The 24,289-nt window shown below is 76.3% G+C and carries 16 protein-coding genes and 2 pseudogenes; 10 read left to right on the top strand and 8 right to left on the bottom strand.

What is annotated here, in order from left to right; translation table 11 throughout:
- Positions 1-822 (top strand): hypothetical protein, encoded by an 822-nt coding sequence (locus CP974_RS12735; RefSeq protein WP_051839113.1) that lies wholly within the window; start codon positions 1-3, stop codon positions 820-822.
- Between the two features lie 117 nt (positions 823-939).
- Here CP974_RS12735 and CP974_RS12730 read toward each other — a convergent pair whose 3' ends face one another.
- On the bottom strand, positions 940-2,910 hold the full coding sequence (locus tag CP974_RS12730) for an acetate--CoA ligase family protein (protein ID WP_373276764.1): 1,971 nt from the start codon (positions 2,908-2,910) through the stop codon (positions 940-942).
- A gap of 315 nt (positions 2,911-3,225) precedes the next feature.
- Between CP974_RS12730 and CP974_RS12725 the strand changes: the two genes are divergently transcribed.
- The gene (locus CP974_RS12725; protein ID WP_031129586.1) at positions 3,226-4,572 is read left to right on the top strand and encodes a COG1361 family protein; all 1,347 of its coding nucleotides are present in this window, start codon (positions 3,226-3,228) and stop codon (positions 4,570-4,572) included.
- A 364-nt stretch (positions 4,573-4,936) separates the two neighbouring features.
- Here the strand turns inward: CP974_RS12725 and CP974_RS12715 are convergent.
- From CP974_RS12715 to CP974_RS12705, 3 genes and pseudogenes are all read right to left on the bottom strand, one after another.
- A pseudogene (locus CP974_RS12715) lies at positions 4,937-6,109 on the bottom strand (flavin-containing monooxygenase); the annotation flags it as partial.
- Between the two features lie 101 nt (positions 6,110-6,210).
- Positions 6,211-6,840: a pyridoxine/pyridoxamine 5'-phosphate oxidase gene (locus tag CP974_RS12710; RefSeq protein WP_031129589.1), complete on the bottom strand. Its 630-nt coding sequence runs from the start codon at positions 6,838-6,840 to the stop codon at positions 6,211-6,213.
- 327 nt (positions 6,841-7,167) lie between these two features.
- Positions 7,168-7,815, bottom strand: coding sequence for a TetR family transcriptional regulator (locus CP974_RS12705; RefSeq protein WP_031136749.1), 648 nt, complete (start codon positions 7,813-7,815; stop codon positions 7,168-7,170).
- A gap of 543 nt (positions 7,816-8,358) precedes the next feature.
- Between CP974_RS12705 and kbpA the strand changes: the two genes are divergently transcribed.
- Together kbpA and afsK are read left to right on the top strand one after the other, a co-directional pair.
- The gene (gene kbpA / locus CP974_RS12700) at positions 8,359-9,186 is read left to right on the top strand and encodes an AfsK-binding protein KbpA (protein ID WP_031136751.1); all 828 of its coding nucleotides are present in this window, start codon (positions 8,359-8,361) and stop codon (positions 9,184-9,186) included.
- 356 nt (positions 9,187-9,542) lie between these two features.
- Positions 9,543-12,073, top strand: a pseudogene (afsK, locus tag CP974_RS30980) (protein serine/threonine kinase AfsK).
- A gap of 82 nt (positions 12,074-12,155) precedes the next feature.
- On the opposite strand, the gene CP974_RS12685 reads toward afsK, so the two are convergent.
- Entirely contained in the window at positions 12,156-12,968 is an 813-nt protein-coding gene (locus tag CP974_RS12685; RefSeq protein ID WP_078915817.1) for a hypothetical protein, read from the bottom strand.
- 191 nt (positions 12,969-13,159) lie between these two features.
- On the opposite strand from CP974_RS12685, the gene CP974_RS12680 reads away from it, so the two are divergent.
- Positions 13,160-13,693, top strand: coding sequence for a hypothetical protein (locus CP974_RS12680; protein ID WP_051839863.1), 534 nt, complete (start codon positions 13,160-13,162; stop codon positions 13,691-13,693).
- 126 nt (positions 13,694-13,819) lie between these two features.
- On the opposite strand, the gene CP974_RS12675 is transcribed toward CP974_RS12680, so the two are convergent.
- From CP974_RS12675 to CP974_RS12665, 3 genes are all read right to left on the bottom strand, one after another.
- The gene (locus CP974_RS12675; RefSeq protein WP_069976839.1) at positions 13,820-14,047 is read right to left on the bottom strand and encodes a hypothetical protein; all 228 of its coding nucleotides are present in this window, start codon (positions 14,045-14,047) and stop codon (positions 13,820-13,822) included.
- Positions 14,048-14,248: 201 nt separating this feature from the next.
- Complete coding sequence (gene afsR, locus CP974_RS12670) at positions 14,249-17,584, bottom strand: SARP-family global regulator AfsR (protein ID WP_223844560.1); 3,336 nt, start codon at positions 17,582-17,584, stop codon at positions 14,249-14,251.
- A 304-nt stretch (positions 17,585-17,888) separates the two neighbouring features.
- A complete protein-coding gene (locus CP974_RS12665) occupies positions 17,889-18,638 on the bottom strand; it encodes an SDR family oxidoreductase (protein WP_031135045.1) in 750 nt (249 codons plus the stop codon).
- A gap of 400 nt (positions 18,639-19,038) precedes the next feature.
- Here CP974_RS12665 and CP974_RS12660 point away from each other — a divergent pair, with 400 nt between their 5' ends.
- The 5 genes from CP974_RS12660 (at position 19,039) to CP974_RS12640 (ending at position 24,285) form a co-directional block, all read left to right on the top strand.
- A complete protein-coding gene (locus CP974_RS12660; protein WP_223844561.1) occupies positions 19,039-20,073 on the top strand; it encodes a 2OG-Fe(II)-dependent halogenase WelO5 family protein in 1,035 nt (344 codons plus the stop codon).
- Positions 20,074-20,078: 5 nt separating this feature from the next.
- Positions 20,079-21,011: a serine/threonine dehydratase gene (locus CP974_RS12655; RefSeq protein ID WP_037940192.1), complete on the top strand. Its 933-nt coding sequence runs from the start codon at positions 20,079-20,081 to the stop codon at positions 21,009-21,011.
- A 480-nt stretch (positions 21,012-21,491) separates the two neighbouring features.
- The gene (locus CP974_RS12650; protein ID WP_031135803.1) at positions 21,492-23,057 is read left to right on the top strand and encodes an APC family permease; all 1,566 of its coding nucleotides are present in this window, start codon (positions 21,492-21,494) and stop codon (positions 23,055-23,057) included.
- A 201-nt stretch (positions 23,058-23,258) separates the two neighbouring features.
- Positions 23,259-23,576: a cupin domain-containing protein gene (locus tag CP974_RS12645; protein WP_031135804.1), complete on the top strand. Its 318-nt coding sequence runs from the start codon at positions 23,259-23,261 to the stop codon at positions 23,574-23,576.
- 205 nt (positions 23,577-23,781) lie between these two features.
- A complete protein-coding gene (locus tag CP974_RS12640) occupies positions 23,782-24,285 on the top strand; it encodes a DinB family protein (RefSeq protein ID WP_031135806.1) in 504 nt (167 codons plus the stop codon).
- Positions 24,286-24,289 lie beyond the last annotated feature (4 nt).

The following is a 24,289-nucleotide window of genomic DNA, read 5'->3' as shown; positions in this document are numbered from 1 at the left end:
ATGGGCGCGCTGGCGGTCGAGGCGGCGGTCCTGTGCACGGCGTACCTCATCCACGCCTCGACCCGCGAGACGTCGGTCCTGCCCGGCAATCACGGTCTGGCTCCGGCGGCGCTGGTCGTCTTCGGGCTTCCGGCCCTGCTCCTCGCCTACCTGGTCACGGTCGGGCTCGTCCTACCGCTCACCGTGCTGGCCGCGTGGACGGGCAGGCGCGTACGGGGCCGTGACGCGTGGTGGTGGCTGCCGGTCGTGGCCGCCGCCGCGTCCGGGCTGCTGGTCATGGCCGTCGCGCTGCCCCTGGGAGCGTGGCGCGGAGGGCTGGCGCTCTGGCCGTACCTGACGGTTCTCCTGACCGTGCCGGGGCTCGCCGTGCGGCGCGTCCTGCGCCGTGCGGGGGACGGCCCCGGAACGGGGCGGGTCATCAGGCTGACGCTGCTGTACGGGGCGGGCGCCGTCGCCGTGACCGCGGTGCTCGGCCTCGTCGGCAGCGCGGTGGGCCTGGTCGAACCGTACGAGCGCCCCCGGCTGCTGGGGGGCGCCGCCGTCGGCGTCTGGTCCGACGGGAAGGGCGGGACCCTGCGCCTCGCGGCGGACGGCACGGCGGAGGCGGCGGGCGTCGACGTGGACGACTTCTCCGACGAGGCGCGGGAGTGCACGGGCAGGGGGACCTGGCGTGCGGTCGGCGCCTACGCGGTGGACGTGTGGGTGGAGGGCTGCGCGAACCTGTACTGGGAGTCCCTCGGCACGCGGGAGCACCCGCAGCTGTTCGCCTACGTCGGCGACCCCGACTCGGGCGTCCTGTACCGGCTGAGGCGCACGGGCTGACGCGTACCGGTTGACGCGTACCGGTTGACGCGTACCGGTGCGCGGCGTCCGGGCGGCCGGGGCGTGTCGGTGTGCGGCGCCCGTGCGGTCGGGGCTCAGGCCGCGGCGGCCGGCGGCTCAGGCGGGGGTGGCCGGGCGGCACAGCGCGTGGGCGCCGAGGGCGACCGCGCCCTGGCCCCGCTCCCGTACCACCAGGGGGTCGACGGCCAGTTCCGCCAGCTCGCCGCCCAGTTCCTGGGCGATGCGCCGCACCCGCAGGACGGCCTCCACCAGCGCGTCCGCGTCCAGCGGCGGCCCGCCGCCCGTGCCGTCCAGCAGCCGCCGCAGGCGCAGCTCGTCCAGCATCGAGCGGGCCTCCCGCTCGCCGAACGGCGGCACCCGCACGGCCGTGTCCGCCACCACCTCCGCGAGGGCCCCGCCCGTCCCGAGCGTCACGGTCGGCCCGAACAGCGGATCGTGCCCGACGCGGATCGACAGCTCGGCGCCGCGCTCCACCATCTGGCAGACCAGCACGCCGTCCAGGTCGACCCGGTCGTACCGGGCGATCTCGGCGAGGTCCCGGTAGGTGTCGCGGACCTGGCTCGCCGAGGTCACGCCCACCCGGACCAGGCCCAGTTCGGCGCGGCGCGACAGCTGCGGGGCCGAAGCCTTCAGCACGACCGGGTACCCGATCTGCGCGGCGGCGCGGACGGCCGCCGCCGCGCTCGTCACGAGCTGCTCGCGCGGTACGCGGACGCCGTACGCCCGCAGTAGCTGCTTCGCCGCGTGCTCGCTCAGCCGGTGGCCGGGCCGCAGCAGGGGCCGCGCCTTGCGGGCCGACGGGGACGGGGCCTCCGGCGCCTCCTCGTACGGGGAGCGGTGCGCGGCGGCGCGGCGGTGGTGGGCGGTGTACGCGGCGAGGGCGGCCACGCAGTTGGCGGTGGTGCGGAAGACGACCAGGCGGGACGAGCCGAGGAGCGTCTTCCGGTACGCGGGCTCCGTGCCGTCCGGGGAGCCCCAGACGACGCACACCGGCTTGTCGGTGGTCTCCGCCGCGTCCGCCAGGGCCCGCGCGAGGAGGTCGGTGTGCGGCGGGTGCGCGGCGGGGACGGGGCAGACGACCAGCCCGGTGTCCGGGTCCGCGAGCAGCGCTTCGAGGGGGGCGCCCGGCCGGGCCTCGGCGGGCAGCCCGGCCGCGCGGGCGAGGGCGGCGAACGGGGCGGCGGCGCTGGAGCCGTCGTCGTACACCGCGATGCCCTCCGCGCGGGGCGGGCGGGCGCGGGCCAGGAGGACTGCCGTGTCGCGGAGTTGGTCGGGCGACCCGACCGGGACGACGCCGTGCTGGCGGAGCGCGGCCTGGAGGACCGGGGCGGTGGCCGGGTCGGCGGGGGCGGGGAGGGCGACCACGGGGACGCCGTGCAGGGCGGCGTGGTCGGCGGCGCGCAGCAGGGCGGGCGCGTCCCGCAGGGCGTCCAGGTGGAGGGCGACGGCGCCGACGCCGGGCTGCTCGGCGCAGTACGCGAGGAGGTCGGCGGCCGTCAGGTCGGCCTCGCCGCCGGTGACGGCCCAGTGGGAGACGCGGACGCCCAGCTCCTGGAGGGCGTACAGGTGCCGGCCCGCCGGGCCGGAGGGGACGACGACGGCGAGGCCGGGGCCCGCCGGGTCGTCCCGCAGCGGCTGGAACTGGGCCGCGTCGGTGGGCCCGAGGACCCGCGTCGCGCCGCCGCGCAGCCGGTCGGTGGACGCGGAGGGGCCGAGGGCGACGGCCAGCGGGACCTTCGCGTCGGCCAGTTGCCGCAGCACCGGCAGCGGGTCGCCGCCCAGCACCACCGCGAGGTCCACGTCCTCCGGCAGCGCCGCGACGGACCCGGCGGGCAGCACCCCGGCCGCCGCCTCGCCGCGCACCGCGTACACCCGCGCGCCCCGGCCGAGCGCCCACGCCACGACGGCGTCCCGCCCGTCACCGGAGCCGAGGAGCGCCACGGCACGGGGCCGGAACAGCGCCTCCAGTCCCGGTACCGCCCCGGCACCGGCCCCGGTGGCCGCCCCTCCGGCCCCCGCACCGGCTCCGGGCCCGGCCGTGGCCGCTCCGGCTCCCGTTCCGGTCACCGTCCCTCCGGCCCCCGGCCCGGTCACCGTCCCGGCTTCTGTTCCGGCTTCCGCGTCGAAGCCGCCCCGAGCAGACCCAGCAACCACTCCGCCGCCTCCCGCCGTCCCGTCGCACAGCCGACCCAGCATGACGCCCGGTCAGGTTACTCACGAGTTGCCTCATGCGGAACAGTCCGTACGAGACCGGTGCCGGGCCCCCGAGCGGCCAACGGCGCCGCCCCGTGGCCGGGTTGCGTGCCGACGGCATACAACCCACGCGGGAGGCCGTGGGTCGTCGTAGGGGTGTTGTCGTCCTGATCAGAGAGGTCCCTGCCCATGAAGCAGTCCCTTCCCGCGCGGGTGCTCGCGCGCGGTCTGTGCGTCGCCGTCGTCGCCTCGGTGGCCGGCGCGGCGCCCGCCTTCGGCGAGGAGCCGCAGAGCGACCAGCTGTGGATCAGCGCCCCGTACGAGGCGAAGCTGTCCGTCGGCACCGGCGGCGCGGCCGGGCCGGAGCGGGAGTTCGAGGTCGGTCTGTCGCACGACAACGGGAACTTCACCGTGACGGACGGCCGGATCACCGTCGACGTGTCCGGGCTCGCCGGGGTCGCCGAGGTGACCTGGCCCGGCAACTGCGCGCCCAGCGGCCCGACCGCCGTGTGCACGGTGCCCGAGGTGCCGCTCTCCGGTGACGGCCGCGATCGCGTGCGCCTCGTGGTGCGGGCCGCCGCCGGTGCCGAGGCGGGGGCGACCGGCCGGATCGCGTACACCGGGCGGGCCGCCACGAACCAGCCGGGCGTCGGCGAACTCGTCGCGTACGAGGCGGAGACGCCCGTCACCCTCGGCTCCGGCCCCGACCTGGCCGTGCGCGGCACCGTGCCGTCCGGCGAGATCCAGCCGGGCGGCACCGTCTCCGTGCCGTTCGGCGTCGTCAACCGGGGCGGCGAGGCGGCGCGCGGCGTGCGCGTCACCCTGTACGTCACGCGCGGCCTCGACGTCGGCGCCGTCGACCCGCACTGCACGACCACGCCGCTGGAGCAGACGGGCGGGTACGTGCCGATGAGCCGGGTCGACTGCGCCTTCGACGACGTCGTCGAGCCGGGCGGCACCTTCACGCTGCCGCGCACGCTGACGGCGACCGCCGCCCCGTACGCCTTCCACGAGCGCCTGGACCTGACCGTCGAGCCGGGCGGCGACGTCCCGGACCTGGAGCCCTCCGACAACGGCCTGTCCGGGGCCGTCCGGGTCGCCAACACGAGCGACTTCGCCGTGCGGGGCGGCGAACTGACGGCCGCCGCCGGGGAGAGCGTGCGAGCCGACCTGACCTTCCGGAACAAGGGCCCGGCGTGGGTCGCGAACCTGCGCTCCGGGGAGGCGGTCGGCTCCGTCGACTTCGTCGTCCCGCGGGGCGCCACCGTGACGAAGGCGCCCGGGAACTGCTTCGGCCGCACGCTGGACGGCGACTGGTACGAGGGCCCGTCGGGCGCCCCCCGCTACCAGTGCGAACTGCCGATGTGGGTCGGCGAGAAGCAGACCGTGACGTTCCCCTTCACCCTGCGCGTCGACACCGTCGTGCCCGGCGCCACCGGCACGCTGACGCTGCGCGGCGGATGGGGCGAGGCCAGGCCCGTCGACCCGAAGCCGAAGAACGACACCGCCGAGCTGGTCCTCAACGCGGCAGGCTGACCGGCGGAAGCGCCTTCGGGGACAGGAACCGCGGGGGCTCGCCGGGGTGTGAGGCGGCCGGGGCGGCCGGGGTGGCGGATACGGCCGTTCCGGCCGCCTCGGCCGCCTCGGTGGTCCCACTCGCCTCGGTGGCCTTGGTCGCCTCGCTCGCCTTGGTCGCCGCGGTCGTCTCCGGCGTCCCCTGCGTCTGAGCCGTGTCCGGAGTCTCCGGCGTCTCGGCGGTCCGGGCCGGTGCCGGGGGCGCGGTGGTGGGGCCCGGTGTCCTGCGGGTCTTCGCCGCTCCGCGGCGCCTCGCCGCGCCGGGTGCCTCGTCCGGGCCGTGGCCGCCGTGCACCCCGTACGGGGCCGGCGGCTGGCCGCCCGCCGCTATCGCGCGGGCCACGCGCCGCGCCTCCACCGCCAGTTCCCGCAGCAGCCCGCTCGGCGGCTGGTGGAAGCCCACGAAGTACAGGCCGGGCGCCCCCGCCGCCGTACGGGCCCCGCGCACCCGCGGACGGCCGCGCCGGTCCAGTACGCCCAGGTGGCCCACCAGGCCCTCCAGCCCGGCCCGGTAGCCGGTCGCCGCTATGACCGCGTCCGGCCGGACCACGGAGCCGTCCGCCAGCGCGACCTCCCCGCCCTCCAGGAGCTCCGCCACCGCCGCCACCGGCTCCACCCGCCCGCGCCGCACCGCGTCGACCAGGCCCGTGTCGTGGACCGGCACCGCGCCGTCCCGCCGCAGCCGCGCGTACGGGCCGGTGCCCGGCCGGGGCAGGCCGTACGCCGACAGATCCGGTACCGTCGCCCGCCGCACCGCCAGCAGCAGCCGGTCGGCGGGCCACACCGGCAGCCGCCGCACCAGCACCCCGGTGGCCTGCGCGGGCCACCCGGCCACCGAGCGGCGCACCACGTGCGGGGCGGTCCTGACGGCCAGCCGCACCCGCGCGGCGCCGCCCTCCACCAGGTCCACGGCGATCTCCGCCCCGGTGTTCCCGGCGCCCACCACCAGCACGTCCCGGCCCTCGTACGGGGCCGCCGACCGGTACGCGGCGGCGTGCGTCAGGTCGCCGGACCACGTCTCGCGGCCCGGCCAGTCCGGCAGGACCGGCCGGTGCGCGGCGCCCGTCGCGACGACCACCGCGCGGCTGGTCAGCCGCCGCCCGCCGGACGCGTGCAGCACCCAGCCGTCCTCCTCCCGCTCCGCCCGCTCCACGCGCAGCACCTCGACCCCGGTGACGACCTCCAGGCCATGCGCCCCGGCGTACGTCTCCAGGTAGCGGACCATGTCGTCGCGCGACACCCACCGCCCGAACGACCGGGGCATCCGCAGCCCCGGCAGCCCGGACATGCGGCGCGTCGTGTGCAGCCTCAGCCGGTCGTGGTGGCGCCGCCAGGACGCGGCGACGGCGGGCGCCTTCTCCAGCACGACCGCGCGCACCCCGCGCCCGCGCAGCGCCGCCGCCGCGGCGAGCCCGCCGGGTCCGCCGCCGACGACGTAGACGGGAGGACCGAGCACGGGCCGCGGGGGAGTGGCGGGCGGGTTGCTTGCTGGGGCCATGGACGCCGAGCGTAACGGCCGCCCGCCTTGTTGGGTCCCGGTCAAGGCGGAAATCGGTTGCGAAAGGGTCACGAACGGGGCGTGACGGCCGCCCCGGGGGCTCACGGCCAGAGCAGGCCCCGCGACCACGCGCCCTCCGGGGCCGGCCGGTGGTAGCGCAGGCGGACGTGGCGCCGCCGGGTGTCCCCCTGGAAGAACTCCGCCTCCAGCGGCACGAGCCGGTACACCGTCCAGGTCGGCGCGTGGGCGGCCGGGTCGGCCGCCGCCCGCTCCCAGGCCGCCTCGTTCGCCTCCGCCAGTTCCTCCGGGGACGCCAGCGGTGCGCTCTGCCGGCCGGTCAGCGCCGCCGCGAGGGCGCCCGTCGACCGCGCGTGGAGGTCGGCGTACGCCTCCTGGGCCGTACCCGTCGTGACGGCGCCGCGCAGCCGGACCTGCCGGGCCCGCAGCGGCCAGTAGAAGTGGAGCGCCGCGTACGGGTGGGCGGCGAGCTGGCCGCCCTTGGCGCTGGTCGCGTGCGAGGCGAACCGCCAGCCGTCCGCGTCGGCCCCGTGCAGGACGACCGTCCGCACGTCGGGGCGGCCGTCGGCGCCGACGGTGGCCAGCTGCGTGGTGTGCGGCTCCGGCTGGCCGGCCTCCGCCGCGTCCACGAACCAGGCGCGGAAGAGGTCCAGCGGGTCCTCCGGGGCCGTCCGCGGGTCGAAGCGGGGCGGCTCGGCCTCCCACACGCGCATCCGGTGCAGCGCCGACTCGAAGGCGTCGGGAGTGACGGGGGCGGCGGGGGCACCGGGGGCCGTGTGCGGGCCGGGAGCGGCGGGGGTGCCGGGGGTGCCGGGTGAGGCGGGGGCGGTGTGCGGGCCGGGGGCGGCGGACCCGGGTTCCGGGGAGGAGTGCGTCATGCGGTCATCATCCGCCCGCCCGGACGCGGCGGGAGCGGTGCCGCTGCCGCCGCGTGCCCGGACGGGGAGGCGCGGGGAGGCGCGGGGCGTGCCGCCGGCGGCGTGACAGGACGTGCCGTTGCCGGGCGGCGCCGCGGCGGCGGGGGAGGGCGGGAACCGCTGCTACTTCGGGGGCCTCTTGCCCGTGATGCCGAGGTGGACCAGGAGCGCGAGGTTCGGCCGCAGCTCGGCCTGCTTCACGCCCCACGTCTGGAAGCCCTTCTGGTGCGAGGCGACCGAGGCCAGCATCGTCACCAGCGCGCCGGCCATCGCGGCGGGGTTCACGTCCTTGTCGACCCGGCCCTTGGCCTGGAGTTCCTTCACCGCTTCCGTGAGCGAGCCGGTGATCGCGCCGAGGACCTTCATACGGATCTTGTAGAACCGTTTGTCGCCCTCGGCGGCTCCCAGGTCGACCACGCGGAGGATCGCGTCATGGCGCCGCCAGAAGTCGAGGAAGCCTTCCACGAGGTCCTCGGACGTCTGCTTCGCCGCCTTGCCGACCCATGACCGGCCCGACACCAATTCGGTCAATCCTGCGCCATCCTTGGCCATTTCCTCGGCGATCTCGAGGACGGCGCCCTCCACGTCCGGGAAATACTGATAGAAGGTCGCAGGTGAAGTGCCCGCCTTCCGGGCCACGTCGATGACTTTGACGTCCCGGTACGGCGAGGAGCTGAGCATCTCGCTGAGGCAGTCGAGCAGCTTCTGCCGCGTCGCCTGGCCGCGCCGACCGGCCACGCGGCCGTCGACGGTGCGTACTTGTCCTGTCATGCCGTCAGCTTACCGAGGGGTGTTCCAGGCGCTATTCGGCCGACTGCAAATGGGTGCGAGGCCGTGCGGGAGCTGCCCCGCGCGCGTTTTCCCGCAGGTGCGTGAGGGCCCGCGGGAAGCCGCGCCGGAAGGGCGTGCGGGAAGAGGCCCGAGGGGCCCGGAGACCGCCGCGCGGATTCACCGGGGAACGTGAAGGTGACCGTCCGTGTTCGAGCGTCGGTCAAAACGGATTCCCATCTCCCCTCTTCTCGGCATTTGTCCACCGCGGTGCCGCCGGGATGGCGCCGGGATGATTATCAACAGGCTGTGGAAAACCCCGGTGGACAACGCGGGGACAACGCGGTGGACATCCGCCCGAGAACCCGCCGGCCACCAGCCGTCAACCCACCCGGCACCTCCCGGCCGGAATTTCCGTACGCCGCACGAACGGCCCGCACCCCGGCCGGCCCTTCTCCCCCTGCGGCCCTCCCGCACCCGCATTAGCGTGAGCCGTACGGGACACACGGTCCGCGCAGGCCCGTGCACAGGGAAGGGACCACGCCCATGGCCGCGACCACGGAACGCCCGCCCGGAGGCGCCCCGGACGACAGGCCCGAGGGCACGCCCTGCTGGGCCGACGTGCTGCTCCCCGACCTGGAGGCCGGCAAGCGCTTCTACGGCGGCCTGTTCGGCTGGACCTTCGCCGACGACGGCGAGACGTACGGCCCGTACGCCACCGCGCTCAGCGACGGGCGGCGCGTCGCCGGGCTCGCCCCCAAGCGGGACGGCCGCATGCCCACCGCCTGGGGCGTGTACCTGGCCACCGCCGACGCCGTCGCGCTCGCCGCCCGCGTCCGCGAGGCCGGCGGGCAGATCATCACCGGGCCCATGCGCGTCGGCGCCGCCGGGATCACCGCGCTCGCCGCCGACCCCGGCGGGGCCGTCTTCGGGCTCTGGCAGGCCGAGCGGCACCGGGGGTTCGAGAAGGAGGGCCTGCCCGGTTCGTACTGCTGGACCGAGGTGTACACACGGGCCCGCGACAAGGACGCCGTCGACGCCTTCTACACGGCCGTCTTCGGCTACCGCACCCGCGACCTGGACGACCCGTCCGCCGAGTTCCGCGTGTGGTCGCCGGCGGGGAGCGGCGAGCCGACGGACGCCGACGCGATCGGCGGGCGCAGCGTGATCGGTTCCTCCTTCCCCGCCGAGATGCCCGCCCACTTCCTGGTCTACTTCGCCGTCGCCGACTGCGACGAGACCGTCTCCACCGCCCTGCGCCTGGGCGGACGCGTCACCGAGGACCCGTTCGACACCCCGTACGGGCGGATCGCGCTGCTCACCGACGACCAGGGCGCCGCCTTCGCGGTACTCGCCGAGCCCAAGGCCGCCTGACCGCGCGCCCAGCGCCCGCCGCCCACGGGGCCGTCCTCACGGGGCCGCCGGTGTGCGCCGCCGGTCCTCGGCCGGGCCGCTGCGTCCGCCGCCATGCGCCCGCCGGGCCGCCGCGGGCGCCGGGCGCCCCCGCCCCCTCCACCGGGCCGTACCGCCCGCAGGCCGACATGCCCCCGCTATGGCCGGAAAACGCCCGTCCGCGTCCACCCGCCGCCGCACCCGTCCCTCACACGGGTGTCCCCTTGGGGGTGAGACACCCCGATCCGCCCCCGGGTTCGCCACCGCCGCCCCGGACAGGAAGAATCAGGGTGCACAGGGTCGTACCCCCATGGCCCTGACGGGGAGGTGGCAGGCAAGTGGAGCAGCTGACGCAGCACGACCCGAGACGGATCGGCCCGTTCGAGGTGCTGGGCCGGCTCGGCGCCGGCGGCATGGGCCTGGTCTATCTCGCGCGGTCGGCGTCGGGCCGCCGTGTGGCGATCAAGACCGTGCGGACCGAGCTCGCCGAGGACCAGCTGTTCCGCGTCCGGTTCACGCGCGAGGTCGAGGCCGCCCGCGCCGTGTCCGGTTTCTACACGGCCGCCGTCGTCGACGCCGACCCGCGCGCCGCCGTGCCGTGGCTCGCCACCGCGTACGTCCCCGCGCCGTCCCTCGAGGAGATAGTGAACGAGTGCGGGCCGCTGCCCGCGCCCGCCGTGCGCTGGCTCGCCGCCGGTGTCGCCGAGGCACTCCAGTCCATCCACGGCGCCGGGCTCGTCCACCGCGACCTCAAGCCGTCGAACGTCCTCGTCGTCGAGGACGGCCCCCGCGTCATCGACTTCGGCATCGCGTCCGGCGTCTCCAACACCCGGCTGACGATGACCAACGTCGCCGTCGGGACGCCCGCCTACATGTCGCCCGAGCAGGCCCGCGACTCGCGCAGCGTCACCGGCGCCAGCGACGTCTTCTCACTCGGCTCCACCCTCGTCTTCGCCGCCACCGGACACGCGCCCTACCACGGCGCCAACCCGGTCGAGACGGTCTTCATGCTGCTCCGCGAGGGCCCCGACCTGGAGGGGCTGCCCGAGGAGCTGCGCCCGCTGATCGAGTCCTGCATGCAGATGGACCAGACGCGCCGCCCCACCCCGGCCGACCTCCAGTCGCAGCTCGCCCCGCACCTGTTCGCGGGCGGCGACGACAGCGGCACGGCCTCCGCGTGGCTGCCCGCGCCGGCCACCGCCATGATCGAGCAGCGGCGCGGCGGCCGCCCCTCCACCCCGCCGCCCCCGGCCGCGCCCCCCGTACCGCCCGGCCCGCCCCCGGCCACCCCGTCCCCGCCCACCAGGGCCCGGCGCACGGCGGCCACGGCCCGGCCGGCCCCGCCCCCGGAGCCCCCGTGCCCGGCCAGGAGTGGGACCCGGCCCGGCGCGGCGCCGACCCCCGTACGGGACACGGCCCCGCCCGGCCCCCGGCCCACACCGCGCCCCCGGCCGGCGCCCCGCACGGCGCCGCGCCCGTCCGGCTGCCCGGCTCCAAGGTGCCCATCGGCCCCGGCCCGCGCCGTGCCGACGGCCGCTCCGCCGCCGCCCCCGACCCGGCCGGGCCCGCCACCGGATGGATCCGGCCGCCCGCCGGGCTGACCGGCCCGGACGCCCCGCCGCCCACCGGCCGCCCCGTGGCCGGCACCGGGCACGCCCCGTCCCCCGCCGCGCCCGGTCCGCACGGTGCCGCCGACGGCGGGCCGACCGTCGCCGCGCCCGCCCCCGCGCCCGGCCACTGGCGGCCCTGGCGGTTCCGCATGTCGAACGACGTGTGGGGCACCCCGGTCGTCGACGGCGACCTCCTCTACGTCACCTCCTTCGAGGTCCACGCCCTCGACGTGGGGACCGGCCGCCGCGCCTTCAAGACCCGCGACGTGGCCTGGTCCATGGCGGTCGCGGCGGGCCGCGTCCACGCCTCCGACGGGCCCACGCTGTACGCGCTCGACGCCCTCGACGCGGGCGAGCTGTGGCGGCTCCAGACCGACGCCTGGGTGTACTCCCTCAAGGCCGACCGGGGCACCGTCGTCACCGGCACGCGCGGCGGCGGCGTCCAGGCGTGGGAGGCATCCAACGGCGCCCGGCTGTGGGAGCTGACCGGCGCCCAGACCGACTTCGAGACCCCCGAGGCGGGGCCCGCCGTGCACGGCGACACCGTGTACGTGTGGCAGGACGCCCGGCTGCGCGCCCTCGACGCCCGCACCGGCACGGAGCGCTGGTCGTACCCGATCGGCGACGCGGCGTCCTGCGGCGGCGTGCCCGTGCGGCTCACCCCGGCCGAGGACGGCTACGTGTACGTGGCCGCGGGGACGCGGATCCTGTGCGTCGACGTCCTGTCCGGGCACGTGCGCTGGCACTTCGAGGCGCCGGCCGTCTTCCTGTCGCCGCCGGCCTTCGCGCCGGGGCCGTCGGTCACCGGCGGCGGGGTGTACCTCGCCGACTACCTCGGCACCGTGTACGCCCTCGACGCGGCGACCGGCAAGGACCGCTGGCGCATCGCGACGGAGGCCCGCCAGTCCATCGAGCCGGTCGTCGTCGCCCACGGCAACGTCCACGTGGGCAGCGGCAGCGCGATGTACACGCTGGACGCGGTCACGGGGACGCCGAAGTGGCGGTTCGCGGCGGGCGGCGAGATCGTCGGCGCCCCCGCCGTCGCGGAGGGCAGGCTGCACTTCGGCTCCGCCGACCACGTGCTGTACACCCTGGACGCGGCGGGCGGCCAGCTGCGGTGGAAGCTGACGACGGGCGGCGAGATCACCGGCTCGCCGGTGGTCCGCGCGGGCGTCGTGTACGCGTGCAGCAAGGACCGCTGCGTGTACGCGCTCGACGCGGCGAAGGGCACCGCCACGGGGCCCCGGCCGTCCTCGTAGGACCTGCCGCCGCCGGGGGTGCCCCCGCGGGCCGGGGGCCCGCCCTGCGGCCCTCCGGCCGGCTGCGGTCCCCCGGCCGGAGCTAGTACCGGGGGTCGTCGGGGCGGTCGCCCGGATGCGGGGGAGGCGTCCGGTACGGCCGGGTCTCCTGGTCGTGCGGGTCGCCGTACCCCTGCTGGTCGGGCGGCGGGGCCTGGTGGCCGCCTCCGCCGTACTGCTCCCCGTGGCCCTGCTGGTCGCCGTAGCCCCGCTGGTCGCCGTACGGCGGCTGGTCCCGGTAGCCCGGCCGGTCCCCGTACCCGGGCTGGTCTCCGTATCCGGGCTGGTTCCCGTATCCGGGCTGGTCTCCGTACCCGGGCTGGTTCCCGTATCCGGGCTGGTCGTGGCTCCGCTGGTCGGCGTACCCCCGCTGGTCCGGGTGGCCGCCCGGCCCGGGGCCCGCGCCCGCGTAGCCTCCGCGCCCGCCCTCCAGCGCCGGGCCGCGCCGCCGCCCCGACATCACCACCGCGGCCAGCAGCAGCAGGATCCCGCCGCCGAGCGCCAGACCGGCGCCGGAGCCGACGCCCTGCTCGTCGCCGCTCACCGTGAGGCTCCCCGCCGCCCTGCCCTGCTGCACCAGCCACAGCACGGTGAACCCCAGCACCACCAGCCCCGCCAGCGCCACCAGCGCGCGGGAGCGCATCACCAGGCCCAGCAGCGTGAGCAGGGCCGCGAAGGCCATGGGCAGGAACAGCGACCACCACAGGTCGGCGCGGCTGGAAGTGATCCCTCCGAACAGGTCGTCGATCTCGTAGTACCGCCCCAGACGGCCGTCGTACCAGGCGCGGAAGACGCTCCAGACGGCGGCGACCGCCCCCACGACGGCCAGTACGGCGCCGACGACATTGCGGATCATCTCGGCCTCCCTCGGTTACGGGTGCCGGACCGCCCTGGTCAGGGCCCGGTCCGACGGCCGGGTACCCGTACGGGGGCGGAGGAATCACGCGCGGTGGCGGGCGGGAGGGGAAGCCCGCTGCTAGGGTGACGTGCACTCGTCACAGACGAGCCTTGGATCTTTCCACTTTCAACGGGGGTTGAAACGTGAAAATGCGTCATGCTCGCGCGGTCGCCGTCTGCGCGGTCGTCCTGATCGCCCTGACCGGCGCCCGCGGCTCGAACGGCGGCAGCTGCGGCGGGTCCTCCAGCTCCGGCTCCGGCTCCGGCACGAGTGGCGGGTCCGGCGGCCACGGCGACACGGACGGCGGCGGCACCGCGGGCCACGGCGACACCGGCGGCTCCGGAAGCGGCGGTGTCACGGTGCCGGGCGGCTCCGGCTCCGGCAAGGGGGCGATGCGGGACATCCGTGTCGACCGGTGCGGTCTCGACGCGTCCGGCAAGAACCTCGTCGCCCGCCTGACGATCACCAACAACGGCCCGGTGGACTACGAGTACGACGCCACCGTCCAGTTCCGGGGCGCCGCGGGCTCCGGCACCCCGGACGCCGCCGTGTCCCTGCGCGACCTGGTCGTCCCCGCGAACGGCACGAAGACCACCGAGGCCACCACCCCGTACACGGGCACGCAGAACGGCGCCGAGTACACCCGGTGCTCCGTCACCCGGGCGGCCCGCACACTCACCTGACGCTGCCGGCCGCCGCACGGGGCCGCCGCACGGGGCCGCCGCGCCCGGCCCGTCCGGTCGCGCGCATGCAGCGGCCGCGGTGGCTCCCCCTCCGCGCCACCGCGGCCGCACCCCGTGCTGGTTGGCTTACCTGGCCGGCGGCGCCGGGGCGTGGCTGTCCATGGTGGCGATGTCGTCCAGGGCCGCCGGCGCGGGCGCGTGGCTGTCGAGCGACTCGAGCTCGGTCGCGTCGGCCTGCTGCGGGACATCCGTCCGGCCGTCGGGCACCGTGAGCGCGGAACCCTTGCCCGCCGGCGGGGCCGGTGCGTGGCTGTCCAGGGTGGTGATGTCTTCGTTCCTCAGGATGTCGCTCATGGCTCAGCTCCCCCTTGAAGGGCGTCTTGACTGGTGAACGCCCGCTCGGCGACTCCCCCGAGGGCCGCCGAACGGGCGTTCCGGTGGACGCTCACCCTAGTGGTGAGGCACCGGTGACTCGCCTGCCCCCCGACGCGACGAGTCCATGCCCTTGAGAGTGGCAGCTCCTCATAAACGTTCGATGAACGCCCCTCCCGGCGGTCAGACCGTCCGCAGCGGGGACAGCAGCCGCCGCACCTCGGCGGCCTCGGGGGCGCCGGACTCCTCGTAGATGACCAGAGCCTCCCGCCAGCACACCTGGGCCCGCCCGGTCTGGCCGAGCTCGAGCAGGGACCTGCCGAGCAGGGTTTGCGCGTGGGCCTGCATCCACTCGCCGCCGATGCAGCCCAGCGTGAGCGCCTGCTCGGCGTGCTGGGCGGCGTTCGCGGGCCGGGCGGAGGACAGGTGGACCTGCGCGATGCGGAAGTGGGTGGTGCCTTCCCAGAGGCGCTGCCTGCTCTCCTTGAAGACGGACAGCGCACGGGACAGCTCGTCCAGGGCCTCCGGCAACCGCCCTGCCTGCGTGAGCACGATGCCCAGGGCGTATCGGGCGTTGGCGAGCCGCAAGGTGAGCCCGAGCTCGTCGTATATGGCCACGCCCTGCCGGGCCAGGTCGGCGGCCTCGCCGGTACGTCCCATGGAGGCGACGACGCGGGACAGGTTGCACAGGGCGCTCGCCTCGCCGGGCCGGTTGCCGTCGGCGCGGAACGCCTCGACGGCCCGCAGGAGGTGCGCCTCGCCCTCCGCGTGGTCGCTGGTGCAGATGGCGATGATGCCCAGTTCGTTGGGGGCGTTGCCGCAGGTCCACGGGTCACCGGTGGTCTCGCCCAGTTGGGCGGCCCGCCGGGCCTCGACACCGGCCCGTTCGAAGCGGCCGGCCGTGCTGTGCACCTGGGCGAGTGTGACGCGGGCGCGGGCCTCGGCATGGATGTCGGCGGCGGCGGCCGCCGCCTCGCCGGCGGCGGTGGTGGCCGCCTCGTACGGGAGGGCGCTGGCGCCGGACTCCCGCAGGTCCTTGGAACACAGCAGCAGGTCGATGGCGCGCCGCAGTGTGGCGGGCGTGAGGGACTGCTGGACGCAGGCCAGGATGCAGCCGGCTTCCAGGTGGAGCCAGTCCTGGGCCTCGTGGCGGTCGGTGAAGGCGAGGCCGTCGTACGTCGTGGGCTCCAGGTGGTCGACCAGGCGGTCGCCGGGGCGTTCGATGGCGTACACGCGGGCCGCCGTCGCCAGGTAGAAGTCCAGGAGGCGGGAGCGGGCCGCCTCGCGTTCGGCGGGGGGCTGCTCGTCGCGCTCGGCGCACACGCGGGCGTACAGCCGGACCAGGTCGTGGAAGCGGTAGCGGCCGGGCGCGGCCGACTCCAGCAGCGACGTGTCGACCAGGCTCTCCAGCAGGTCCTCGGTCTCCTCCGGCGGCAGGTCCAGGACGGCGGCCGCCGCCGCGAGGGACATGTCGGGCCCGTCCGCGAGGCCCAGCAGGCGGAACGCGCGGGCCTGCGCGGGTTCGAGCTGCCCGTAGCCCAGCTCGAACGTGGCCTTCACCGCGAGGTCGCCCGCCTGGAGCTCGTCCAGACGCCGCCGCTCGTCGGCGAGCTTCGCCGCCAGCACGGACACCGTCCAGGTGCGCCGCGCCGCCAGGCGGGACGCGGCGATGCGGATGGCCAGCGGCAGGAAGCCGCACGCCGCGACCACGTCGAGGGCCGCCTCCCGCTCGGCCCGCACCCGCTCGGCGCCCACGATGCGGGTGAAGAGCTGGAGCGCCTCGTCCGGGGACATCACGTCCAGGTCGACCAGGTGCGCCCCCGCCAGGTCCAGCATGCGGATGCGGCTGGTGACGAGCGCCGCGCAGCCCTCCGTACCGGGCAGCAGCGGACGCACCTGGGCGGCGTCGCGGGCGTTGTCCAGCAGGACGAGGACCCGCCGCCCGGCGAGCGTCGACCGGTAGAGGGCGGCCCGCTCGTCGAGGGTCTCCGGGATCTGGGAGTCCGGCGTGCCCAGGGCGCGTAGGAAGGAGCCGAGGACGGTCTCCGGCTCGGCGGCCCGCGCGCCGGCGCCCATCAGGTCGACGTAGAGCTGCCCGTCCGGGAAGTGCGGCCGTGCCTGGTGCGCCACGTGCACGGCGAGGGTCGTCTTGCCGACGCCGCCGATGCCGGCGAGCGCCGACACGGCCATGACGGAGCCCTCCGCCGTGGAGAGGAGGTCGCTCAGCTCCTGTACGCAGGCGCTCCGGCCGGTGAAGTCCGGCACCGTGGCGGGCAGTTGCGCGGGGCGGGCGACGGGCGCCTCGGCGGGGGCGGGGCGCTCCACGGGCTGGGCCAGGTCGCTGTCGGCGCGGAGGATGCGCTGCTGGAGCCGGGCGAGTTCGGGGCGGGGGTCGACGCCCAGCTCGTCGGCGAGGAGGCGGCGCGTGTCGGCGTACACGGCCAGGGCCTCCGCCTGGCGGCCGCTGCGGTAGAGGGCGAGCATGAGCAGCTCGCGCAGCCTCTCGCGCAGCGGGTGCGCGGCGGTCAGCGCGGTCAGCTCGGACACGGCCTCCGCGTGGTGGCCGCACTCCAGGTCCAGGTCGAGGCGGGCCTCGACGAGCTGGAGCCGCCACTCCTCCAGGCGGGCGCGCTGCGTTTCGGCGTACGGGCCGGGCACGGAGGCGAGGGGTTCGCCGTCCCACAGCCCGAGCGCCTTGCCGATGAGGGTGACGGCCTGGGCGCGGTCGCCGGAGGCGCGGGCCTTCTCCGCCTCGGCGGCCAGCTCCTGCGCCACGTGCAGGTCGAGGGCGTCCGGGGCGCAGCGGATCGCGTACCCGCCGGACTCGGTGACGAGGACGTCGGGCGGGAGGACCTTGCGCAGGCGGGAGGCGTACGTGCGGAGCGCGGCGAGGGCCTGCGAGGGGGGCTCGTCGCCCCAGATGCCGTCGATCAGTTCGGCGGCCGTGGCCGTGCGGCCGTCGCGCAGCAGCAGGGCGGCCAGGAGGGCCCGCTGCTGGGGGGAGCCGGACGGGAGCGGGCGGCCGTCGCACCAGGCCCGTACGGGGCCGAGCACGCCGAAGCGCAGGTCGGCGCAGCCGCCGCCGGTCTCACCGTCCGGTGCGGCGTCGCGGCCGGCTGCGGCGTGGGCGGACGGGTTGTGGCCGGTCGTGGGGTGGGCGGTCAGGCCGTGGCCGGTCGTGGCGCTCTCGTGGGCGTGGCCGGTCGTGGCGTTCTCGTGGGCGTGGCCGTCCGGGTGGGCGTCGGCGCGGGTGACCGGGATGCCGTGCGCGCTGCTCTCCGGTCGGTCCTCCGTGTGGGCCTCGGCCGTGGCGGAGGCGGCGGTTCCGGCGTCGTGCGGGCGGGTGCGGGGCGCGCTTCGGGGGGCGGGGCCGGGCGCGCCGTGCTGCCGCCCGGCGCCGTTCGAGGGCGTGCGGCTGCGGTCGGGGGCCAGACCGCTGTCCGGTGCCTGACCGCCCGGTGCCTGCGCCTGCCGTGGAACACGCTGCTCCGGCACTCGCGGCCCGTCGTCACGGCCCATAGCTCCCCCTGCCCGTACCGCCTGGTATCGCCGCCCACAGTCTGCCTTGTCGACGGCGGGCGCGTCAGTATCGGGTGATGCTCCGCACAAGGTCGTGACACTTCCGACGACCCCGGCACATCTGATGTGTCGTCATATCGGGCGCTGTAAGGGAGCGGTGAAGGGGATGTGAGGCGGGGCCGCACGCCGGTTCCCGGCCCGCCCCGCAGGGTCGGGCCCCGCCCCGTGCCGTCCCGCAGGGTCGGGCCCCGCCCCGTGCCGTCCCGCCGGGTCGGGCCCCGCCCCGTGCCGTCCCGGCGCGGGTTCAGCCGAGGCCGCCGGTCGCGCGGAGGTTCTGGCCGGTGACCCACGCCCCGTCCGGGCCCACCAGGAACGCCACCACCGCCGCGATGTCGGACGGCAGCCCGAGGCGGCCCAGCGGGGTGAGGCCGACCGCCATCTCCAGGGCGCCGGGCGGGTTGGTGCCCCGCAGCAGGTCCGTGTCGGTCGCGCCGGGCGAGACGGTGTTGACCGTGATCCCGCGCGGGCCCAGCTCCACCGCGGCGGCCGCCGTGAGCTGCTCCAGGGCGCCCTTGCTCATCATGTACGGCACGATGCCGCGCCCCGGACGGGTCGTGTTGAGGGTCGACACGTTGACGATCCGGCCGCCCTCCGGCATGAACCGGGCCGCGTACCGGACGGTCAGGAACGCCGCCCTCGCGTTGACCGCCATCGCCCGGTCGAACAGCTCCTCGCCGGTCTCGTCCAGCGGGGTCGGCGCGAAGCCGACCGCCGCGTTGTTGACCAGGATCGCGACCGGCCCGGCCGCCGACTCCTCCGACGCGGTGCGCATCAGCTCCTCCGCCGCGCCCGGTTCGGCCAGGTCCAGCCGTACGGCGCGGGCGAGCCCCCCGGCGGCCTTCGCCCCCCGCACGGCGTCCTCGGCGGCCTCCCGGTCGTGGGCGTAGTTGAAGACGACCTCCGCTCCGTCGCGGGCGAGCCGTTCCACGATCCCCCGGCCGATCCCCCGCGAACCCCCGGTGACGACGGCGGTCCTGCCCCGTAAGACGTCCATGCTGCGCTTCCCCTCGATGCTCGGCGGTGATCCGCGACGGCCCGCGACGGCCCCGGCGGCCCGCGCGGACGGTGCCCGCCCGCGGCCCCGGCGGCCCGTGCGGCCTCCCGGCCGACGGCCCCGCGGGCCGCGACGGTCCCGCGGCGTTCCGCCGTGGTCCCGCGACGGTCGGCGCGCCCGGCCGGGCGGGGGCGCCGTGCGGCGCCGGCCCGCCGCCGCGGGGCCTTCCCGCTGCCGTGCGGCGCGTTGGTGCGAGGCTCCGAATCTAGGGGCCGCGCGCCGCCCGCGGGGCCGTTTCGGCCATCCCCCGAACCGGCCCCGCGAGGCGCGCACATGCGGGGCCCAGAGGCCCGCCGTATGGTCGAAATGTCCCCGTACGTCCTCCAATCGGGGAGGCGACATGGATTCCGCGCCGACCGCGCACACCGCGCCGACCGCGCACACCACGAACACCGCGCCGACCGCGAGCGCCGCGCACACCGCGGCGACCGAACAGGCCGCCCGCACAGGACAGACCGCGACCGCCGGGCACACCGGCGCGACCGCGGGGCCCGCGACCGCCGGGCGCCCGGACGGGGCGTCCACGCGGCCCGCAACCCCCGCGCCGGACGGGGCCCCCGCCCCCACCGCGCCCGCGCCCCCCGCCCCCGACCCGCTGTTCACCGCCGTCGACGCTCCCGCGTTCACCGCCCGGCACCTCGCCCGGCTCGCGGGCGGCACCCTCGCCGCCGTGCGCGTCCCCCACTTCCTCGGCCCCGCCGAGTGCCGGGCCGTGACGGAGGCGCTGGACCGGCTGCCGACCGCCCCGTACGACCGCGGCCGGGTGCCGACGCGGGTCCTGCGGTTCGGGCCCGCGCTGAACGACCACCGGCTGCCCGGCGGCGTCCTGGACGCGGACCGCTACTGGGCGCAGGCCGACGCCGCCCGTACCGCCTGGGACCGCGCCGCCGTGCGCCCCGACGCGGTCGCGCACGCGATGGACCGGATCGGCGAGGCGTGGGGCGCCCCCGTGGGCCCCGCCACGATCGGCGGCCGGGAGGCCTTCGGCGGTACCGTGCGGGAGATCGAGACCGGGCTGCTGATGCACGCCGACGACATCAACCGGGAGTTCCCCGACGGCCTGTTCGACCAGCACGTCATCGGCCAGCTCGCGTTCAACCTGTACGTGGACGTCCCGTCCGGCGGCGGCGCGACGTTCGTGTGGCGGCACCGCTGGGAGCCCGCCGACGAGGAGCACCGGGAGGCGTACGGCTACCGGCCGGGCGCCGTGACGGGCTGCCAGCGCGTGGAGCTGCCGCCGAGCCTCGGTGACGGCCTGCTGTTCGACCCGGCCCACTTCCACGCGGTGGAGCCCAACCGGGGCGGCGGGCGCCGGATCGCGTTCGCCTTCTTCCTGGGCATCACCACCGGCGGCCGGCTCGTCGTCTGGTCATGACGGACATGGACCACCTCACGTACGGGGACGTGACGGCGGCGGCCGGGCGCGTCGCGGGGCGCGTCCGGCCGCTCGCGGTGGCGCCGGCCGAGGACGACGGGACGTGGTTCGCGCTGGAGTTCCTCCAGCACACCGGCACGTTCAAGGCGCGCGGCGCGATCAACTTCATCCGCGCGCACCAGGAGGCCGGCACCCTCCCCGACGCGGGGGTGACCATCGCGTCGGGCGGCAACGCCGGGCTCGCCTGCGCCTGGGCGGCGCGGGACCAGGGCGTGCGGGCGACGGTGTTCCTGCCGGAGACGGCGCCCGCCGTGAAGGTCGCCCGGCTGCGCGGGTACGGGGCCGACGTGCGGCTGACCGGCGCGGAGTACGCCGAGGCCCTGGACGCCTGCCGCGCGTACGCCGCCGGGAGCGGGGCGCTCGCCTCCCACGCGTACGACCACCCGCTCATCGCGGCGGGCGCCGGGACGCTCATGGAGGAGCTGCGCGAGCGCCTGCCCGACCTGGACACGGTCGTCGTCTCCGTCGGCGGGGGCGGACTGTTCGCCGGGGTGGCCGCGTCGGCGCACGAGCACGGCGTACGCGTCGTGGCGGTCGAGCCGCAGGAGTGCCGCGCCCTGAACGCGGCGCTCGCGGCGGGCGAGGTGGTGGACGTGACGGTCGTCTCGGTGGCCGCCGACGCGCTGGGCGCCCGCCGGGTCACGCCGCTCGCGCTGTGGGCGGCGCAGCGGTACGACGTGTGCTCCGTCCTGGTGCCGGACGGGGAGATCGTGGGGGCCCGGAGGCACCTGTGGGACGAGCACCGGATCGCCGTCGAGCACGCGGCGGCCGCCGCCCTCGCGGGGCTGCGCGTCTACGGGCCCGCGGCGGGCGAGCGGGCCGCGGTCGTCCTGTGCGGGGCCAACACGGACCCGGGGGACCTGGCCCGCCCGGCCTGACGGCGCCGCCCCGCAGGCCCCCCTGAACCCGCAGGCCCCCCTGGAGGCCCGCAGGCCCCCCCCCGGAGGACCCCGCACGGGAGCCCGCCGCAGCGCAGAACCCCCAGAAGCCCCCGCCGCAGGGCCCCGCAGAGCCCGCAGAGCCCGCGCTGGGCCCCGCAGGGCCGGAGGGAGCATCCGGGAGCCCCCCCCCGGAACCCCCCCCGGACCCCCCCGGAGCCCCCCCGGAGCACCCCGGGGACGGCTGGCCGGCACCGCCCCGCGAAACCGGCGCGGGAAAATTTGAAAGGGGGCAAAATGGACATGGCTGCGATTCCCGCATACCGAGCCGTGGCCACCATGACCAAGGGAAACATGATCCAAAGATGAACAAGCCATGAATTCCTCGCCGCGAAGCCGCACGACGCCTGTCAAAGCAAGGGCAAGATCCCGGAGTTGGCACCTCCGTATGTGGAAACCGCAGCACCTAACGTCCTGCACATGACTCAGGTGGAAGCACGGCCCCAGGCCGGAGACACGGTAAGGAACGTCGACGCGACGGGCGAGACCGGTGGCGTACGCACCAAGGGCCTCGGCGGCAACTCCGTCGGGCTGATGGGCGGTGCCGTCATCGGCATCTCGACCGTCGCCCCCGTCTACTGCCTGACCTCCACCCTCGGCGCCACCGTCGGCGAGGTCGGCCTCCAGATGCCCGCGATCTTCCTCGCCGGCTTCCTGCCCATGCTCCTGGTGGCCTTCGCCTACCGCGAGCTGAACCGGGCGGTCCCGGACTGCGGCACCTCCTTCACCTGGTCGGTGAAGGCCTTCGGCCCCAGGGTCGGCTGGATGTGCGGCTGGGGCCTCCTGGTCGCCACCGTGGTCGTCCTGTCCAACCTGGCCGGCGTCGCCACCTCCTTCTTCTGGCTGACCGCGGGCGAGATCACCGGCGATCCGTCGATCGCCGCCCTCGACGGCAACAAGGCCGTCCACATCGTCACGACCCTCGCCTTCGTCGCCGCGGCGACGTTCGTCAGCTACCGCGGCATCACGGCGACGAAGTCGCTCCAGTACGCGCTCGTCGGCCTCCAGCTCCTCGTGATCACCGTCTTCGCGGCCATGGCCGTGACCAAGGCCGACGAGGTCGCCGGGTCGCTCTCCTTCTCCTGGACCTGGATGAACCCCTTCGCGGTGGAGTCCTTCGCCGCGTTCACCGCCGGGCTCTCCCTGTCGATCTTCATCTACTGGGGCTGGGACACCTGCCTCTCCGTGAACGAGGAGAGCGTGGGCAGCGCCCGCACCCCCGGCCGCGCCGCGCTGCTCGCCATCGTCGTGATCGTCTCCTCTTACCTGATGGTCGCCGTCGCCGTGCAGATGTACGCGGGGATCGGCGAGCAGGGCACCGGCCTCGGCAACCCGGACACCTCCGACAACGTCTTCGCCGCCCTGGCCTCCCCGGTCATGGGCTCCGGCCTCGGCATCCTGCTGTTCGTCGCCGTCCTCGCCTCCGCCGCCGCCAGCCTCCAGACGACCTTCATCCCGGTCGCCCGCACGGCGCTCGCGATGTCCACGTACGAGGCGTTCCCGCCGGCCTTCGCCAAGGTCCACCCGGTCCACAAGACCCCCGGCCGCGCGACCGTCGTCGCCGGTGTCGCGACCGGCGTCTTCTACTCGGTGATGACCCTGGTCAGCGAGAACGTCCTGGTCGACACGATCTACGCGCTCGGCCTGATGATCTGCTTCTACTACGCGATCACCGCCTTCGCCTGCGTCTGGTTCTTCCGCCGCGAGCTGACCCGCTCGGTGCGCGACCTGCTGGTCAAGGGCGTCCTGCCGGGCCTCGGCGGCCTGATGCTGACGGCCGTCTTCGCCCAGACCCTCAAGGACATGTGGGACCCGGCCTACGGCAGCGGCTCGTCCGTCCTCGGCGTCGGCTCCGTCTTCGTCATCGGCGTGGGCCTGCTGCTGGTGGGCGCGGTGCTCATGGCGGTCATGCACCGCCGCAGCCCGGCCTTCTTCCGCGGCGAGGTGCTGACCAAGGAGACCCCCGCCCTGGTGGTCGAGGACTGACCCGACCCCACCCCCCCACCTGAGCGGCGCGCGGCCGGAGCCCCCACGGGGCCCCGGCCGCGCGCCGTTCCCCCGAGGAGCCGGGCCCCCGCGCTCCACGACCGCCGCGTCGCCGCGCGCCCCCGACGGGCGCCCCGCCCGCCCCTCGCCCGGACGCGCGTTCTCCGTGCGGGCCGGACGGCGGTGGTGCAGGGTGGACGCATGTACGACCTCTACGCCATCGCCGAGGAACACATGATCGCCGCCCACCGCTCCGAGCACGGGCGCAGCGCCAACCTGCTGCTCCGGGAGCGCCCGCTGCGGCAGACCGTCATCGCCCTCACCTCCGGGACCAAGCTGGACGAGCACACCACGCCGCCCGCCGCGTCCCTCCAGGTGCTGCGCGGGGTCGTGAAGCTGAAGAGCGCGTCGGAGGAGGTCGAGCTGACGATGGGCGACCTCTTCCTCATCCCCCCGGAGCGCCACAGCGTGGTCGCGGTCACCGACGCCGCCTTCCTGCTGACGGCGGTCAACGACTGACTCCGCGGGCGCGGACGGCCGAGCCCGCGCCCCGTCCGGCCTCCCGCCCACCCCGCGCTCCCGTCCGTGCCCCGCCGTCCGTGCCCCTGCCGCCGTCCGCCGCTTCCCCCGCCGTCCACCGCCCCCCGCCGTCCGTCGCCTCCGGTGGGTGCCGCCCTCGGGAAAGGCTTCGACACCGGGGCGGGGCGGGCGCCGGCATGCGGGGATGACACGTACCGACCTGCCCCCGGCGCCGGACGAGCGCGCCCATCTGGTCACCTTCCTCGACTACGTCCGCGACACAGCCGTCGCCAAGTGCGACGGACTCTCCGACGAGGGCGCCCGCGAGGCGCCGCTGCCGCGCTCCCCGCTGATGACGGCCGCCGGGCTGATCGGCCATCTGCGCTGGGTGGAGCACTACTGGCTGGAGGCCGTCTTCCTCGGGGGCGAGAACCGGGCGCCGTGGAGCGCCGAGGACCCCGACCGGGAGATGCGGATCGCGCTGGACGTGCCGCTGGAGCGCCTGATCGCCGACTACCGCGAGCAGGCGGACCGCCTCCGCCCCGTGATCGCCGGGCACGGCCTCGACACCGAGGCGAAGCGCCCCGCCCGCGGCGGCGTCCCCGTCACCCTGCGCTGGATCCTGATGCACCTCATCGAGGAGACCGCCCGCCACAACGGCCACCTCGACGCCATCCGCGAACTCGCCGACGGCACCACCGGCACCTGACACC

It is taken from the genome of Streptomyces fradiae ATCC 10745 = DSM 40063 (genome assembly GCF_008704425.1).
Classification (GTDB): Bacteria; Actinomycetota; Actinomycetes; order Streptomycetales; family Streptomycetaceae; genus Streptomyces; species Streptomyces fradiae.
The sequence above is the reverse complement of the archived record's forward strand: the minus strand, read 5'-3'. Positions and strand labels throughout refer to the sequence as shown.

Coding starts and splice junctions, on each gene's coding strand:
- CP974_RS12685 (WP_078915817.1), bottom strand. CDS start 12,968: ATGATCCGCAATGTCGTCGGCGCCGTACTGGCCGTCGTGGGGGCGGTC.
- afsR (WP_223844560.1), bottom strand. CDS start 17,584: ATGGGCCGTGACGACGGGCCGCGAGTGCCGGAGCAGCGTGTTCCACGG.
- CP974_RS12680 (WP_051839863.1), top strand. CDS start 13,160: ATGCGTCATGCTCGCGCGGTCGCCGTCTGCGCGGTCGTCCTGATCGCC.
- CP974_RS12650 (WP_031135803.1), top strand. CDS start 21,492: ATGACTCAGGTGGAAGCACGGCCCCAGGCCGGAGACACGGTAAGGAAC.
- CP974_RS12735 (WP_051839113.1), top strand. CDS start 1: ATGGGCGCGCTGGCGGTCGAGGCGGCGGTCCTGTGCACGGCGTACCTC.
- CP974_RS12710 (WP_031129589.1), bottom strand. CDS start 6,840: ATGCGCGTGTGGGAGGCCGAGCCGCCCCGCTTCGACCCGCGGACGGCC.
- CP974_RS12725 (WP_031129586.1), top strand. CDS start 3,226: ATGAAGCAGTCCCTTCCCGCGCGGGTGCTCGCGCGCGGTCTGTGCGTC.
- CP974_RS12665 (WP_031135045.1), bottom strand. CDS start 18,638: ATGGACGTCTTACGGGGCAGGACCGCCGTCGTCACCGGGGGTTCGCGG.
- CP974_RS12655 (WP_037940192.1), top strand. CDS start 20,079: ATGGACCACCTCACGTACGGGGACGTGACGGCGGCGGCCGGGCGCGTC.
- CP974_RS12675 (WP_069976839.1), bottom strand. CDS start 14,047: ATGAGCGACATCCTGAGGAACGAAGACATCACCACCCTGGACAGCCAC.
- CP974_RS12705 (WP_031136749.1), bottom strand. CDS start 7,815: ATGACAGGACAAGTACGCACCGTCGACGGCCGCGTGGCCGGTCGGCGC.
- CP974_RS12645 (WP_031135804.1), top strand. CDS start 23,259: ATGTACGACCTCTACGCCATCGCCGAGGAACACATGATCGCCGCCCAC.
- CP974_RS12640 (WP_031135806.1), top strand. CDS start 23,782: ATGACACGTACCGACCTGCCCCCGGCGCCGGACGAGCGCGCCCATCTG.
- CP974_RS12660 (WP_223844561.1), top strand. CDS start 19,039: ATGGATTCCGCGCCGACCGCGCACACCGCGCCGACCGCGCACACCACG.
- kbpA (WP_031136751.1), top strand. CDS start 8,359: ATGGCCGCGACCACGGAACGCCCGCCCGGAGGCGCCCCGGACGACAGG.